The 15,772-nt window shown below is 65.5% G+C and carries 10 protein-coding genes and 2 pseudogenes; 4 read left to right on the plus strand and 8 right to left on the minus strand.

What is annotated here, in order from left to right; genetic code table 11:
• The first annotated feature begins 74 nt into the window (after positions 1–74).
• Positions 75–422, plus strand: a complete 348-nt coding sequence (locus ACNAW0_RS13670) for a hypothetical protein (protein ID WP_416288204.1) — start codon at positions 75–77, stop codon at positions 420–422.
• Positions 423–545: 123 nt separating this feature from the next.
• On the opposite strand, the gene ACNAW0_RS13675 is transcribed toward ACNAW0_RS13670, so the two are convergent.
• The 7 genes from ACNAW0_RS13675 to ACNAW0_RS13705 all read right to left on the minus strand — a co-directional run bounded on the left by ACNAW0_RS13675 (position 546) and on the right by ACNAW0_RS13705 (position 13,100).
• On the minus strand, positions 546–1,499 hold the full coding sequence (locus ACNAW0_RS13675) for a hypothetical protein (RefSeq protein WP_416288205.1): 954 nt from the start codon (positions 1,497–1,499) through the stop codon (positions 546–548).
• The gene (locus ACNAW0_RS13680; RefSeq protein ID WP_416288206.1) at positions 1,499–7,528 is read right to left on the minus strand and encodes an RHS repeat-associated core domain-containing protein; all 6,030 of its coding nucleotides are present in this window, start codon (positions 7,526–7,528) and stop codon (positions 1,499–1,501) included. Before ACNAW0_RS13680 ends, ACNAW0_RS13675 begins: the two co-directional genes overlap by 1 nt.
• Positions 7,529–7,623: 95 nt before the next feature.
• Complete coding sequence (locus ACNAW0_RS13685) at positions 7,624–11,019, minus strand: LamG-like jellyroll fold domain-containing protein (protein ID WP_416288207.1); 3,396 nt, start codon at positions 11,017–11,019, stop codon at positions 7,624–7,626.
• Positions 11,020–11,229: 210 nt separating this feature from the next.
• Complete coding sequence (locus tag ACNAW0_RS13690) at positions 11,230–11,370, minus strand: hypothetical protein (protein WP_416288208.1); 141 nt, start codon at positions 11,368–11,370, stop codon at positions 11,230–11,232.
• Positions 11,371–11,376: 6 nt separating this feature from the next.
• Positions 11,377–11,526, minus strand: coding sequence for a hypothetical protein (locus ACNAW0_RS13695; RefSeq protein ID WP_416288209.1), 150 nt, complete (start codon positions 11,524–11,526; stop codon positions 11,377–11,379).
• Between the two features lie 309 nt (positions 11,527–11,835).
• Entirely contained in the window at positions 11,836–12,699 is an 864-nt protein-coding gene (locus ACNAW0_RS13700; protein WP_416288210.1) for a hypothetical protein, read from the minus strand.
• Positions 12,700–12,725: 26 nt separating this feature from the next.
• Positions 12,726–13,100: a peptidase inhibitor family I36 protein gene (locus tag ACNAW0_RS13705; protein ID WP_416288211.1), complete on the minus strand. Its 375-nt coding sequence runs from the start codon at positions 13,098–13,100 to the stop codon at positions 12,726–12,728.
• 422 nt (positions 13,101–13,522) lie between these two features.
• On the opposite strand from ACNAW0_RS13705, the gene ACNAW0_RS13710 reads away from it, so the two are divergent.
• The 3 genes and pseudogenes from ACNAW0_RS13710 to ACNAW0_RS13720 form a co-directional block, all read left to right on the plus strand.
• A complete protein-coding gene (locus ACNAW0_RS13710) occupies positions 13,523–14,482 on the plus strand; it encodes a DUF5937 family protein (RefSeq protein ID WP_416288212.1) in 960 nt (319 codons plus the stop codon).
• Between the two features lie 149 nt (positions 14,483–14,631).
• Positions 14,632–14,784 (plus strand): annotated as a pseudogene (locus tag ACNAW0_RS13715) (transposase); the annotation flags it as partial.
• A 16-nt stretch (positions 14,785–14,800) separates the two neighbouring features.
• Positions 14,801–14,941, plus strand: a pseudogene (locus ACNAW0_RS13720) (SDR family oxidoreductase); the annotation flags it as partial.
• A gap of 129 nt (positions 14,942–15,070) precedes the next feature.
• Here ACNAW0_RS13720 and ACNAW0_RS13725 read toward each other — a convergent pair.
• Positions 15,071–15,769: a hypothetical protein gene (locus tag ACNAW0_RS13725; RefSeq protein WP_416288213.1), complete on the minus strand. Its 699-nt coding sequence runs from the start codon at positions 15,767–15,769 to the stop codon at positions 15,071–15,073.
• Positions 15,770–15,772: the final 3 nt, after the last annotated feature.

The following is a 15,772-nucleotide window of genomic DNA, read 5'->3' on the forward strand; positions in this document are numbered from 1 at the left end:
ACGCGTTCTCCCACGTCAAACCCTAGATCGCGCCTCTAGCCCGCCTGAATTGCGCGGAACGCAGGGTGGTGGCCGTGTCGCTGTCGGCTCCGGCGGTGACCGGTGGCGTACGGGTGGTGCTCACCGCCCGGCCCGGGCTCTGGATGACCGTCGGCGAGGTACAGATCCTCGCCAAGGCACCCGGCCAGTCCTCGGACACGGCCCTCTCGTCGCTCACGGTCGACGGCACGGCGGTACCGGACTTCTCGCCCGACGTCCTCAGCTACACCAACGCCCGCGCCGGATCGGTGGCGGCAGCCCCGCGCGACCCGTACGCCTCCGTCTCCCTCACCCAGGCGGGTGCCGATCGGACCGCCGCCATCACGGTGACCAGCGAGGACGGGATCAAGGCTCGCACCTACACCGTATGGTTTATCTCCTGACCCGCACAGGGGCGGCCGGCAGGTGACCTAGCAGTGTGCTTTGGTGACCTTGAGCGCGATGGTGACAGCGTGAATCTGGACCTGTCGTTCCTCCGGCTACCTCCACCTTCGGTCCGGTAGTCGTTACCTCGCTGGCGTCGTCTCGGCGACAATGCGGATCTCCGGATCGGGGCAGGCCCGCCCGCGCTCCAGCGCAAGCCGGAACGTCTCATCGCTAGCCGCCTCGCCAAGCAACCACAATAGTGATCGATATCCTTCGACGCGCCGCAGATGCGGATTCTGCAGAAAGCCCCCGGCCAACGCGGCCAGCACCTCGTCTCGTGGGCCGGGCGGCAAAGCATCCAGCACCCGGCGGACCAGGACATCGGCGCCCTGGTATCCACCGCGGGCGACCACAATGGCCAGGTAGTGCAATGCCACGTCACGCTGCGCGGGGTCGCGGAGCGCCGTTGGCAGGAACTCCTCCCGAGGCGCCTGCTCCAGGGAGCCAAGCGCCTGCCGATACTCGCGCCAGGCGGCGACGTACTCCCGCCATTCGGCGGGTGGCGCGACGGGCGGTCGGGGTTTCCGAGTCGGGTGCTCCGGCGGCGGTGCAACCGCCGCCGGATCGACCTGCTCCCCCTCATACGGCTCGGCAGCCTCCCGGATTTCTGGATCGGTTGAGCTACGGGCCGCCACGAGGACGGCGTGAAACAGCCGCCGCTCGCCGAGACCTGCCAAAAGATCCAGCAGCCCGACGTACTCCAGGTACTGGTCGCCGGTGCCGTGCAGCACCCGACCGACCAATTCCGGCAGCGCGGAGGCCAATGCCGTACGGTCGATGCCGCGCAGCCGGCGTCGGACGTCAGCCTGCTCCAGGCCGCCCTCGATCGCCAACGGCAGGATGACGTCCAGGTGGTCCGCGACGTACCCGTCCGGCACGTGGTGCAGCAACAACTCGATGGCAGCGTGAAAGTCACGTCCGCCGGTGAGTGAGTCGTGCAGCGTCCGCTGGTAGTCCGATTGCAGGAGGCGGTTGATCTCCTCCTGCAATCGGCGGTCAGCGGCGCGATACCGCTGCCACGAGGGGTCGGTCACTACTTCGCCCCGTCGTCCTGCCAATGCATGCCCTTAAACGCGTTGATCATATCGCCCGGTTTCACCTTACTGGTGTTATAGAACGTGTGATGCGAGGACTTGAGTGGATCATTGAGATACGGCCCGTCATGGTAGAAGTCAAAGCCCGGCGGAAGGGGGCTTCCCTTCGGGAGTTTCCAGATACGCTTCGAAGATGTCCAGCGCGCCGCCTGGTCCCGGTCGGCGAAGACCGAGATGCCGTTGGGCGGTAGTCCGCCGGCTCCACCGAACGGCGGTATGTTCCCGTGGCCGTCGACCTCGTACTCCTTGCCTTCGCGCCACGCCGGCTTCGGCCCCATGGTGTTGCCACCGACGTACAGGTCTACCGGTGTGGTTCGGCGTATCGGGCCATCGTCGCCCTTCGATGGCGAAGGTTTCGGGGTCGGCTTGGTATCTGGCTTCCGGCTCGGCGCCCGTCTCTGACCAGGATGGAAGTGCCGAACCACCCTTCTGAACACGTAGCGCGCCTTCCCGATCACGCTGCGTGCCGCCTTGCGCAGGCCCGACAGTCCACGCGAGATGGTCTTCTTGACCGCCTTCAGATATCTGCTGGCCGTGCGCTTCAGCGCGCCGATGACCCGCTTGGCCTTGTTGTAGCCGCTCGACAGCTTTTTCTTCACAAAGTGGACCGGGCGCGCAGCGGCCCTCTTAAGCCGGTTGTAGCCCTGTCCGACCTTCTTGGCACCCGCCTTGTAGACCTTCTTGGCGACGTTACAGATCCAGCACTCACCGGCCGGGTCCGACTTCAGCACCGGACTGTTCGCGGCATACGAATATCCGTGCAGTTCCTGCGGATCGTCTAGCACGGTCAGGGGGTCGACGCTGATGAACCGGCCAATGCGCGGGTCGTACTCGCGGGCACCGAGGTGGGTCAGTCCGGTCACTCGGTCAGTCGTACCGCCGATGAACGAACGGCCGTCGGGGAACACCCCGCCGGTGGAGCCGCCACGTTCATCGCCGAACGGCCCGTAGTATCGCCGGGACACCGTCTGGGTAGCGGTGTTCACCGCTACCGTAGACGTCCCTTGTGGATCAGCCAGCAGCCACGACAGGTCCGAGCTGGTGCGGGTGGCGACGGTCTCACCATCGTACGAGTAGTAGCGGACGCCCGACACCACCCCACCGGCACTGACCTGGACCTCCTGGTCGGGCAGATAGAGGGTGGCACCTTCGCTGCCAGCACTGACCAGCAGGTTACCCTCGGCGTCGTACAGGTAAGTACTGGTCTTGCCGCTGGCCGTGACGGAAGCCAGGCGGCCCTCCGCGTCCCAGCTCAGGTTCTGCGTCGCGCCGTCGACAGTCCGGAATGTGGTATTTCCGGAGGCGTCATAGTCAAATTGATCGGTCCGCCCGTTGGCCGGGCCGCCGCTGGTCGTCACCGCGGTGACCGCATGCGGCCGGGCCGCGCCGGTCACCGGGTACGCGTAGGTCTGCGTGACATCGGCGCCACCGCCCGCCGTCGCATGGTCCACCCGCTTGGTGCGGTTGCCGCTCGCGTCATACCTAAATGACTGCCAGTACGGCATCGGCCCACCGGCGCCGCTGGCCGTCGGACCGTTCGCGCAGCCATCGGCAACGGTCCACGCCTCGGTGAGGCGTTGGAGATGGTCGTATTGGAAACACTGTGTGTCAGGATCCACCGCAGACGGGGCGTCCGATATCTTGACAATGTTGCCCGACGGATCGTAGTTGTAGGTCCGGTCGACAACCGTGTATGGGGCGACATCCCGAGTGTCCAGCATGCGGCTCAGCTGATTGGTGCCGTCCTCGTAGTAGAGGTCACGCTGCCACACGTGGTAACTCGCGGCCATGGACCGCCGCTGAAGCTGCCCCAGCTTCGTGTAGCTCGTCCCGGTGACGTAGGTCGTCAGACCGTGCAGGGTCGTCGGGTCCCCCAGCTCGTTGTAGCCGTACAGCAGGGTCTCGGCGGGCAGACCACCGGCAGCCGGAAAACTGCTGCGCTTCAGTGTGCCGTCGAGGTTGAACTCGGCGGTGTAGGTGTACGTCCCGGCGAGTTTCGTCGCGGCCCCGCCCGCATCCGGGATGGTGATCTTCGACCCAGTCGCGCGGTAGTCGTTGTCGAAAGCCGTCGTCTCGGCGCGGTATGCCTTACCGTCGACGTACCGCACTGTCCCAGTCAGGTAGCCCTTGGCAAGCGTGTCCCAGGTCCACTCGGCCAGCTTCGTGCCGCTGGTCGAGCCCAGGAACTCGCCGGTCTTACGGCCCAATTTGTCGTAGCTGTAGGCGAGCGTCGTGCCGCGGGCATCCGTTGTCGATGTCAGCTGGTCGTCGTCGTCAAAGGTATAGGTGATGGTGCCCGCATCCGGCTCCTCCGCCTTCACCAGCCGGCCGCGCAGGTCATAGGTGTAACGTCGAATGTTGCCGCTGGCGTCGGCGACCGAAGATAGCTCGCCATCCGGGGTATAGGTGTACTGCACGCTGTCGTAGCTGCCGGTCGGCTTGTCGCCCCGATACTGCCGCAGCTCAACCAGGTTGTCGCGGGCATCGGTGATCCGGGTGATCGCACCCGCCCCGGTTGGCGGGGTCAGATTCTCCCGGTCGCCGCCGTAGGAGAACGTGTTGCGCCAGCGCTCCTGGCTGTGCACCAGGAAGATCTGCGCAACCGGCCGCTCCAGGCCGTCGTACACAGTGCGTTGCTGGCCCGGGATGTCCGCGTCGTTGTTCGGCACGAACAGCGACGTCGATGGGTCACCGCTGGTGAAGTACTCCTGGTTTTCCTTCGCCACCAGGCCGCGGTCGTCGTAGTACGTGTCGGTGATGATTCGCCCGCCGCCCGGTGCCGGCTCCTGAGTTTGCCGGGGCCGCATCTGCGCGTCGTACAGCTCGGAGCTGGTGGTGTAGGTGCCGTCGTTGCGCAGCGTGCTGGTGCTGACCGCGGTCACCCCGTCCGGCCGCAGCCGGTAGCTGTAGGTCACGCTAGCACTCTGGGTGGCCTTGTCCCGGCCGGGCAACCACACGCCGGTGAGCCGGCCGAGCGGGTCATAGGCAGCCGTCGTGCGCTTGTTGTTCGCGTCGACCACCTCGTTTGGTTGGCCCCACGCCGGATTCAACGTCGTCGTTTCGCTCTGTCCGAGCGCGTTGGTGACGGTAACCTGGGTGACCGGGCCACCCGTGGCCGGGGTGTACGCCGTCGTTGTGGCGTTGCCAGCGGCATCAGCCTCGCTGATCACCCGGCCGAGACTGTCGTAGCTCTGTGTCGAATCCGTCACGTACACCGGGTTGCCGCCGGAGTAGCTCGCGACCGCCTCTGTGCGGGTGACGTCACCGCGGATCGGTGCGACCCCGTACGCCTGCTCGTCGTAGAGGGTGCGAATGTCACTCACCACGTGTTCGGGGCGGCGGGTCGTAGCCGCGCACCCCACCGAGACCGTCTCCACCCGGATCACAAAGTCGATCAGCCAGGCCGAGGTGTTGCGCGCATAGGTGGTACGGGTGCACAGGTCATCCGAGGTCTGGCTCACGTCGCCCTTGTCATCGACCTGGATCGGCATTCCGAAACTGTCGTACGAGGTGTCGGTCTGGGTGGTCAGCCAGCCACCCGAGTCGAGCGCGGTACGGGTTACCTTGCTCGCCTCGCGCACCATGTGCGCGGTGACGGTTATGCCAGCCCGGGTCCGGCTCGCGGTTTGGCGCACCCAGGATGTGGTCAGTTCGGTTTCGGCGACCGCACCACCAGCGCCGGTATAGTCGGTCTCCTCGCGCAGGCCCCCTTGCAGTGGAGGCTGGTCTACCACCCTGTTGCCCTGCGAGTCGGTGATGGTGACCGTCTTGGTGCCGCCAGCCGCTAGCTTGTCGCCATCCATGCCCCGGAAGTACAACCGGTCGGTCTGCGTGCGTATCGGGCTGTTGGGATCACCGTGCAGGGTGCGGACCTTGGAGTACCCTCGCCACTGCCCCCAGGTGCGGTACTTGGCCGGGGTGAGCGGGTCATCGTCGTAGTGCCATGCGGGCGCGTCGAGATACTGGTACGAGGTGATTTCCAGGGGCGAGCCGCCAGTGGCGTCGATCTCCGCGATCTGGGTGACCACGTACTTGTGGAACCAGTCAAGGACCGGGGTTCCGGATTCATCAGGGCTCCAGTACTGGGGGAAACACCGCTTGGTGTTGCCGTCCGGCGCCGGGGTCTGGCCGGCCACACAGTCCGGTCCGCTGTAGCTGACGGACAATTGCCCCCCGACCTCGTCCGTCACCGCGGACACCCGCCACTTGATCAACGGTGGTCGTCCGTCAATCGCGTCCACCCGGTTGGGCAGCTGGATGCCGCTGAGCACAACGTCCGAGAGCGAGGCCGTGCCACCCACATGACCAGTGTGTGAGATCTTGCTCAGCCACAACGCGGGGCTCGTGCCGTCACCTGACGCCGGGAAGCTGTGGGTGAGCGTCCACGACTCGACGTCCTGGTACGCCGACGCCAGATAGGACTGGGTGGTAACCGTGGCGAGCCGCTTGCGAGTCCAGAAGGTTGGCGTGCCGTATGTGCAGGTGGTGCCCGCATCGCAGTTGGCGTCGACCGGAACGTCTGGCCAGTGGGCCGCGTTCGCCTTGCTGAAGGCCGTGCAGTCGAAGGTTTTGGTGACGATGCACCGTTCCGCCGCGGTGAACAGCACCCGGTACGGCGCAGAACTGGTAAACAGCGTGTTCGACCGCTGCCCGTATCTGATCTCGCTGAGGTAACCGCCGCGGGTGTACTTCGTCGCCGTACCGAGGCTCGACGAGGTGGTGTTGCGGGCGTAGTAGTTGATCTCGGGCACGTACCAGTAGGACGACGCATTGCCTTGCGGTTCTACGACGTAGTCCAGATTCCAGCGCCACGCCTGCTGGCACCAGGAGGCGGCATACGTTGAACCGGAACACGGCTCGCCCGTATTGTTGCCGAACACTGGCACCGTCCAGGTGGAGCTGGTCTCTGTGCCGCCGGATGTCCAGCCGGGAAGCCGGTTCAGCCCGAAGTAGTACTGCACACCGTCGGTTCCGGTGACCCGCCAGTACTCGCCGTCGTTATCGCCGTTCGTAGCGCCAGTCAACAGTTCCACCCGGGCGCCGTCATCCGTTTTGGGGTGCCACACCCCTGTCGCGGCGTCCCGGACCAATTCGGTCGCGACGCCGTCGAGCATCAGCGTGGCGTTCTCATCCGGGCCCCAGCACAGGTCTCCGGTCTTGGGGCTCACCCCGTCATCAGCGCACGGAACATACTTTCGCTCCACGTACCCGGGCCAGAAGTCCATCCCCTCGCCGACCCAGGAAACCTGGTTGTTGGTTGATGCGGTCCGGCCGTCTACCCGCCCAGACGAGTAGCTGAGCGTGATATCTGGTTCTGGGCCGGCCGGGGCGGGGGGAACGTCCATCGGGTATGACCAGTTGAAGTCACCGCTCTGGTCGGAGACGTGCCAGCTCGCCGAGGGGGCCAGCGAGGTGGCGCTGAAGTCGCCGGCGGCGCCGGATGCCCCTCCAGTTACCGCCAGGATCGTGGACTGGCCGCTTATCGGGACGTCGGCGGAGAGGGTACCGGCGGTCACGTCATTCGCGGTGGTCAGTTCGGTGCGCTCCGGCAACTGGACCAGACGTAGCCGGGACGCCCAGTCCCCGCCATAGGCATAGCGGAAAGTGGAGTAATCGATTGTCACCTTCGCCGTGCTGTGGCCGGTCCCGGCGCCGGCGGCTGCCGTGCCATCGGGCGACACCCGCAGCAACAGCCCCTCCACCCCGGCGCGTACCGCTTCCGCCCGGTCCAACACCTCAATCCGGACACCATCACGCTGTGTCACCGAGCCTGCCTTCGGCCAGGTGACCGCCGGTGGTGCGGTAAGGGCACGCCGTCCGGCGGCATCAGGCGGTGCCGGCCGGACTGGCGCGACATGGCCGGACACCGGGTTCGGCCGCTGCAGCGCAGGCCTCGGCCGGTTCGTTGCCGCCGCCTCGTTGGGCACGGCGACGGCGGTGACGGAGAGCATCACCAACGCGGTGAACATTGAGATTCGACGTGGTCGTGCTCTCATCTGTCTCCTCCCCTGGACGAACGATGGACATAAGACACCCAGTGGTGATCACCCAGTTACGAGCCTCATCAGGTGCTGGCTAGTAGAAAGATCTCCCAATCAGTTAGCGTTCCGGCGTACGCCCGCACGTCGTCGACGGCTCCGGGCCAGAAATCGGTCTGGGCGCCGGAGTATTTAGCACTGCCGATACTGAACGGACCGGTGGCGCTGAACATGGACACTCCGGTGGTCCGGGCTAACAATGCGCCGTTGACGTAGAGACGCAGTTCGCCAACTGTGGCGTCATACACCCCGGCCAGGTGGGTCCAGGTGCCGGGCTCGGGCATGTGTACAGCGTCTGACCTGGCGTGCGACCAGCGGAGACCGGAGGTGACGTCAGGGTTGGGAGCGGAGAACGACCAGTAGCCGTCGAGCACACCGTCCACAGTGAACCGTCGATAGCCGAGGAAGAATGGGCTTACGGCAGTGCCGTCCTGGCCGACGGCCGTCGCGTTACGCGTCGGCAGCGTGGTGGAGTCTGGAGCTCCCAGCCGGACCCATGCCGTCACGGTGAAGCTTCCATCGGTCTGCAGGACCGGGCCGGCGGTGCTCGCGCGTCCGGTTGCGCCATCGAAGGCGAGTGCCCCGCCCCGGGTCCCATCGGCATCCCAGGTAGCCCCGCCCCTGAGCGTGGCAGTGTTGCCCCATCCCGATGAGTCCGCGGCAACGCTGCCGGCACCGTCGTCGAACGCCCAGATACCGCGGGCGCTGCCTGGCCGGGTGGCGAGCAGGTGAAGACCGTCCTTGCAGGAGGGGATCTGGTCGCTTGCCACCGGATCGCAGGACGGCTGGTTGACGAGGATCCGGTCGTACACCCGAACTTCGTCAACGTCGCCAGGGAAATAGTCCACATACGCGCCCTTAACCTTCACCCGGCCAACTTCCAGGGGTCCAGTGGCGTGCCAGGGTGTCGTGAAATCGACCGGCGCCGCCTGAAGCACTCCGTTGACGTAGAGGCGCAACTGCTGGCGGGGTGCATCGTAGACGCCGACCAGGTGGGTCCACACCCCGACTGCAGGTGGGGCGTTTGAGATGGCGCGGACGATAGTTGCTGTATCGACATCTGAGCTGTAGCGATTAAAGATCCACCGGTTGTAGGAGACCGAATAGTAAAGCTGGAAGCCGGGCTGCCGAGTGCCCCCCTGGGTCACCACGGTGGCGATGTGGGCGGTGGACGTCAGGCGGGCCCAGGCCGAGACGCTGAAGCTGCGATCCGTGCGCAGCACTGGCGCCGCGGTCGCTCCGTATCCAGTGCTGCCATCGAGGGACACCGCGCCATCGACCCGCCCCCGGCTAGTCCACGTCCTGCCGCCAGCCCAGGTTAGTGAGTGCCCGTGGCCCGAGGCATCGGCGGTCGCCGTGCCGCCGGTCTCGTCGAAGCGCCAGTAGCCGACCGGGTCGGAGGCGAACCCGACGAAAAAGTCGTACGTTGCGTATTGCGTGCTGACGTTGCCGGCGCGGTCCACCGACCACACATACAAGGTGTTCTGCTGGTCCCTCGGTGGGGTCAGCTGGATCATCACCGTGCCGGTCGGCGCGGACACCTGGTTGGCCGTTCCGACGTTGATGTCATTCAGTGCGTATTTGAAGGCGGTGATATCAGGGGCGCCCCCGTCCGAGAAAGTAAATGCTCCTGGCAGGCCCGGGCTCCCATGCGCATCGGGGAAGGTGCTACCAGGCGGGTAGTCGGTCGAGGTCACGACGGGTAACTGGGACGGCGCGGCTGTTTTCACAACAAACTCGCAGTACGAGGTCCACGCGCTGGCGTCGATCCCGTCATACGCCCGCGTCCGCCAGGAGTAGATCGTGTCTTCCCGAAGGGAAGGAGTGGGCGCGGTCAGCGTCACCGGTTTGGTCGTCGAGACATATGCGGTGACAATCTTCGACCCGAAGGCCTGCCACGACTTGCTGACCGGGTCATATTGCCGCATCTCAAACTCGGCCCGCACCTCACCGTTACTGCCGTCCGGATCATAGACATTGGCGTACAGCTTCGGGTTGGCGGTGTTGATCCCTGGCCGGCCGTCGCCGGTCAAACAGGGCGTTCCCGGCTGGGTGCCGTACACGGTCGGCGTTGTCGGCACCGTGTTGTAGTTCACCACTAGGTGCGGAGAATAGTCATAGCGTTTCCATCCGTAGCTGTCCGTCTCGCTGCCCTGCAGCGACAGCGTGACGTTCGCCGCGCCGGACGCGGCCCGTGACACGATGGCCGAGGTAGCGTCGAACTCAAGATCCTTGGCGGGGCAGGGACTGCTTCCGCTAGTCGGGGCCCAACCGTACGCAGCGTTGACCGTGTACAGCTTCTGGAGGTTCGCCGGCTTGGTATTCCAGGTCGTGCTCGACGAGATCCCGTTGGTCAGCCACAAGTCCACTGGACGAGCGGTACAGGAGTAGGCCCAGATCTCCTTGATCCGGAACGTGGCGCTGATGATGTGCTTGCCGGCGATGGCGCTGGTGTCCATGCGCCAGTACGACCGCTTCACGTTCGCCCCGCCGTTGTAGGTTCCCGAGGCCGGGGTGTTGGTGGTCGAATTCCAGTAGGCGGTGGTCGGATATCCCTTGTCGACGTACGCCCAGGCCAGTTTGGACCCGGACCAAGAAGGGTCGATATAGACCGGAAACCTAGTGGTGGCGCCGGTCAGCATGGTCCGGTTCGGGCGCACCGTGATGCTGTCCGTGCCGACCTCTGCCGGCATCGCAGCCAACAGTCCTGGTGTCCCGGCCCCGATCGGAGCACTGCTGAAGATCTCGGTTGTAGAGGAATCCCACATCTGCGGCGTGGGAGCGTGAAAGACCTCAGCACCGCCGGCGTCAAGGGCTCTCGCGCCGCCCGCACCGTCGCCGCGGACCGTGAGCCCCTCGCCGCGCAGGCCAAACCGCACCACGGTGAGTTCGGGTTGGCGGGCGGCCTCCGCCGTCTTCACCACCAGCACCTCGGAGAAGCCGGTGACGCCCGCGGTCACTTCAAGATCGACTCCTGGTAATACCTCGGGATACCGCGCGGTTCGGCCGCTGAGCACCGGACGCGGGAGCGGCTGCGACCAGGTCATCGTCAACGACCGTCCCGCCTCCGCGATGGTGGCCAGCGCTGTATCGCCCCCCGGGGAAAACGACAGTTCCAGGGGCGTTGCAACCGTGGTCACCCGCCCGTCCGCTCCCCATTGCAGGGTTGGATTGACCGGTACCCACTCGCTGCCGCGATGTACCCATCGCGGCAGTGCGGTCACATCGGTGGTGAAGGTGCCATCCGCGTTCGCGAAGACCTGGCGATTCGCCGTCCGCAACGACATCACTTCGACCGGCCCGCTGGCCTGCGGGCTAGCCGCGCTGGCGCCTGGCGCCTCGGCAGTTATAAAACCTGATAGGAGGACGATGGCGTAGACGGCCGATGAGACTAGGCGGCACCCACTGTGGCCCAATGTCATGGCACCCTCCTCAAGGGACCCTATAACAGCTGACGTTACGGTATTGACATACATCTCACAAGGCTGCGGCCGAGGTAGTGTTTGTCCTGGCTCTCCTCAGTTACGGCCAGCTGTCCGTGCTACGCAGCATATGCATTGACGTTAATCAAGGGCATATTCCGAACGTCGCCTACTGGCTACCACTTCGAACAGGGCTTGCCACGGACAGGGTCATTGCGTTGTGGGATAGGCGCTGGTCACGGCGTTGATGAGGGCGTGTGGTCGGCGGTCGGCGTGCCGGGTGGCGCGGGCGATGTTGGTCTGGCCGTGGATGCGGTGGTAGCCGATTGCGGTGTTACGCAGGGTGGCCATGCAGGGTCATTGCGTTGTCGGGTAGCTGCTGGTCACGGCGGTGATGAGGTCGTGTGGGCGGTGGCTGGCGCGTCGGGTGGCGCGGGCGATGTTGGTGTCACCTTCGGTGCTGTGGTGGTAGCCGATGGCGGTGTTACGCAGGGTGTCGTCGCTCACGTAATTCCCTGAGCGACGGCAGCCGCAGCCCGGCGGTTCTTCCGACGAGCGCTGATCATGCTGAAGGTCAAGCCGGCCGAGATGGTCACCGACGCCGCCCCCGCCTACGCGCAACCGGCGGTCACCCGTCACGGCTAGGGACTGGCGAACCTCGACAGAAGCGGTCAGCAGCGCTGCCAGCGCTGGGAACGCGCGAAGCCGGCGCGGGTCCGCGACTCCACCGCCACGATGAGTGCGTTCGTGCTCTCTGCCGTGGGAGGGACGGAGTTGTTCAGTAGTGAGTGCGAACGATCCGGGTTCACCCACCCATCAGTGCCCCAGTACTTCTTGTCGGCGTTGCCGGAGTTGATCTAGGTCGCGCCGGAACTGATCGGTCAGCACCTGTTGCTCGATCGGCTGCTGCGCCTTCTGTGTCACGCGCCGCAGGTTGGTCTCTTTCTGACAGGCCGCGTCTGCCTGGGCGGTCGTCAGCTCCGTTTTGGCCACGATGCGCATCGCGGCGTCGTCAACGGCCGCTCGAGCGCGGGCCTGAATCTGCTCGCGAAGCTCCTCCGGATTCTTGGCTTGATACCCGGACCGGTTCAAGCAGGACGACCATGCCCTCAGGGCGTCCGTCACCACAGGGTCCTTACCGGTACGTTCGATGACGATGTTACTCAATGCTTGGATGGTGTAGTAGAGCCGGTCCCAGTCGCCGCCGAAAACCATCTCCCTGGCCTTGGTTGCACACGCGTCAACTGCCACGGTCACTCGGCTGCCATCTGGTAGGTCGATCGTGCTCTGGTGCTGCTGGTCGCCGACCAACGCCTTAGCGAATTGAGGATCGGGGGTGGGAGGCGCAGCAGCGTAGCTTCGTTGACGGTCACGAACCACGGCGAGCGCTATGCCGTATCCGTCTATCCGCGCCGACTCCATATCGAGCAGAAAGTATGGGTTGTTCGGTTCAGGCGCCGACCAAGATGCCGGTGCGGGAGCCGAAGAGGAATCGTATCTAAACCCTCGACCTCGCATGCAGACCGCAGTGGCCTGTTCCAGCTTGTGGGCGATGACTTGCTCCTCGGCGGCGGTGTAATAGACGGCGCTGCCAAAGGGATAGAAACGAGACGGGCGAACCTGGTCGGCTGTGGATGGCGTCCCACAACCAGCCAGGACCACCAGTGCGAGTGCCGCCACAGTGCAGCCTGCTCGTCGCATATGCGTCATCGGCAGTTGTACCACTTGTTGCTGAGAGCGTGGTGCCAGATGGCCTTGCCATAGATGTTGGTCCAGCCTGAACCCTTCGCTAGCGGATAGCGTGTACCGCCATAAAACATGGCGGAGTAGATGTATACGTCACAGTGGACGCCGTTGTTGTAGATTGACTCGGCGCCGGTCCACTGATAATAGCGCCCCAGGTCCTCGTTGTCCCCGTACACGGGCCCCGCATGCGCATCATAGTTTATCCAGGCGTATGCACACGTGGCGCCGGAGGGGCAGGGCTCGGCGCTGGCTGCCTCGGCGGTGCCGACGATGGCGAGCGCGGTAAATGTGGTGGTCGTGAAGATCGCCGCGAGGATCCGCTTTGGTGAACGCACAGGTTTCCTTTCCTGGTAGAGGAAATTCTTAAGCCAACCGTTGGAGCGAGATGCTGGCAGATGGGGTGAGGTGGTGGCAGAGCATCGATAGGTAAACTATCCAAACCGTATCGGCGTGGGCCAACCTTTGGTCGGCGCCGATTGCGATTGCTGCGCGAATCTCTCGCCACCTCCTTCCGATTTAGGTTCAATGGCCGATCCGGCACCGGCCACCGGCCGAGTCGCCCATGAACTAATCAGCCTGCACATCGATGATCTGCAACGGATGTCGTAAGCTCGACGACATTCGGGCCCACCCGAATAACGACAATAAGGGACGATCTGGCGGCACCTGCGCCAACACGACTTTCGGGGAGACCGGGATGTATCGAATTCACTTCACCGCCCAGGACCTAGCCCGCACCCGGGTGGCGGAGGCCCCGATGCCCTTGATCGAGCTGGACCTCGCGGCCCGCGCGTTGCAGGACGACAGCCAACCACTGCGCCTGAGCCTCTGGCGACAGCGCGCGGCAGCGCGGCTAACCGTCAACGCCCGCATGGCCCTGTCAGTCATCCCTGCGATTGGCTATTCACCGTCGTTCCACCAGCCAGCGCTGCCCGGAACCGTGGAAGGGGTGCTGGAGCACGTGCGGACAACGCCCACCAAACGGATCCAGGCGGATTTGGCTGCAATCGCCGAGCTCCAGCCCCTGCCCTCCTGGACCCGCCGGCTCGCCGACGACGCGGCCGTGCGCGCACGACTGTTCCAGGGGATCAGCGATCTCTACACGGCGCTGCTGGCCCCATACTGGCCGCGGCTGAGCGATGAGCTCACCGCCGACCGAGCCGTGCGCACCCGGCAGTTCCTCACCGGAGGCGTGGAGAGGATCCTCGCTCACGCTAACCCAGAATGGGCACGGTGGAGCCTGCCCGTGTTGGAAATCCGCACGGCCAACGGCGCGGAGCACGACCTCTACCTGTCGGGGCAGGGCATCCTGCTCGTGCCCACCATGTTCGGCACCCGCTGCACTGTCGACAACGACGCTCAGCCCCAGCCCGTCGTCACCTATCCCGCAGCACACGACCAGCCGCTACGACGCTTGAACGCCCTTGTTCCCGAGCACGTCGCAACCGGGTCCAGCCGTGCGCTCATCGCGCTGATCGGCTCGACCCGGGCGGCAGTACTCGAGATCATCGCCGATCATTCCAGCTGCACCACCAAGGAACTCGCCGCACTTGCCAGGATCTCCCCGGCCAGCACCAGCGAACACGCCACCATCCTGCGCGAAGCCGGGCTTATCCGCACGGTCCGACACCGCAACACCGTGCTGCACAGCCCCACCCAACTCGCCCTCACGCTGCTGAACACCACGCTCGGGAAGCACGGTGCCGACGGTGTCTGAGGGGCGGGCCGATAACACGGCGCGAACCAGTCACGCCCGCGTACGTTCGTGGCCTCGCACCCCGCAACACCGGCTCCGTTGCGTTGAGCGTCGCCGAGACTGAGGTTCCCCCGATAGCGTGGAGGCCGGGCCTAAGGGGATAGATGGTCATGGCTGAGACGAGGAGACGGTTCGACCGGGAGTTCCGTGAGGGCGCGGTGCGGATCGTGCGGGAGACGGGCAAGCCGATCGCGCAGGTCGCCCGGGATCTCGGGATCAACGACGGCACCCTGGCCAACTGGGTCGCGCAGGACCGGCGGGCTCGGGGGCAGGCCGCCGCTGGCGGTCTGGACGAGGACGAACGCGCAGCGTGCGCAGCTGACCAAGGCCTTCCCCCTGGGACGCATCGGCCAACCGGACGACATCGCCGCAGCTGCCACGTTCCTGCTCTCCGACCAAGCGTCATGGATCACCGGCGTAACCCTCGACATCAGTGGGGAGTGGGGGGACCGATCCCCACCCCGATGGCGCCCAGCAACCGCTCGCCCGATCGGCCCTGACCAAGCCTGCCGCGGCCGGCGCGGTGCCGCGCGGCGCAGTTGCGCCGGTTCACCGTCGAAGACGTGCGGGCGATCCTGGCCGCCGGGCTGGCCCCGCGACGAATGGCTCGATCCTTGCACCGAACGTGGTCTGATCGGCGCCCGTCACCACGGTACCCAACAGCACCGCGGCTGCGCCTGCTCGCTCGAGCATCACAAGGTCCCTCGGCGTCAGCTTGTGCTGGCTCGGCACGACGACGGGCACGTTGACCGCGGACGCCACCGACTCCAGCCTGGCCAGCGTCGCCAGGGTCAGCGGTGTGCCATACCGTTCGGGTTCGAGCGTGGAAAGCTCGAGCGCCTGAACTCCCTGTCTCACCAGGGCGCGTGCCTGGGCAGGGCCGTCATCCGGTCCCAATGCGGCCATCGCGGTCACGGTTCCGCATGCCTGCGTGTATCCGGGCGGAGCGTCGGCGGCATACACATCGAAGTAGTCGAAACCCAACTCCTGAGCTGCGCTCATCTCCGCGATCGACACGGTACCTGCCGCCCCGACGACGAGGCCGGTCGGCAGGCCGAGCGTGAGGATGTCCCGTAGTCGCTCGCGCTCGGTGGCCAGCGAACCAAAGGTCGTTCCCGAGGCTCGGTGTTGCACATTCGTGTGTACCTTCAGACCGTCGGCTCCAGCCTGCCGGGCCGCTTCTGCCAGTGCCATGTCATTTTGCGGCAGGCTGACCAGGATGCCCAGACGCGATTCAGGTAACCGCATACA

It is taken from the genome of Micromonospora sp. SL1-18 (assembly GCF_047921505.1).
Classification (GTDB): Bacteria; Actinomycetota; Actinomycetes; order Mycobacteriales; family Micromonosporaceae; genus Micromonospora.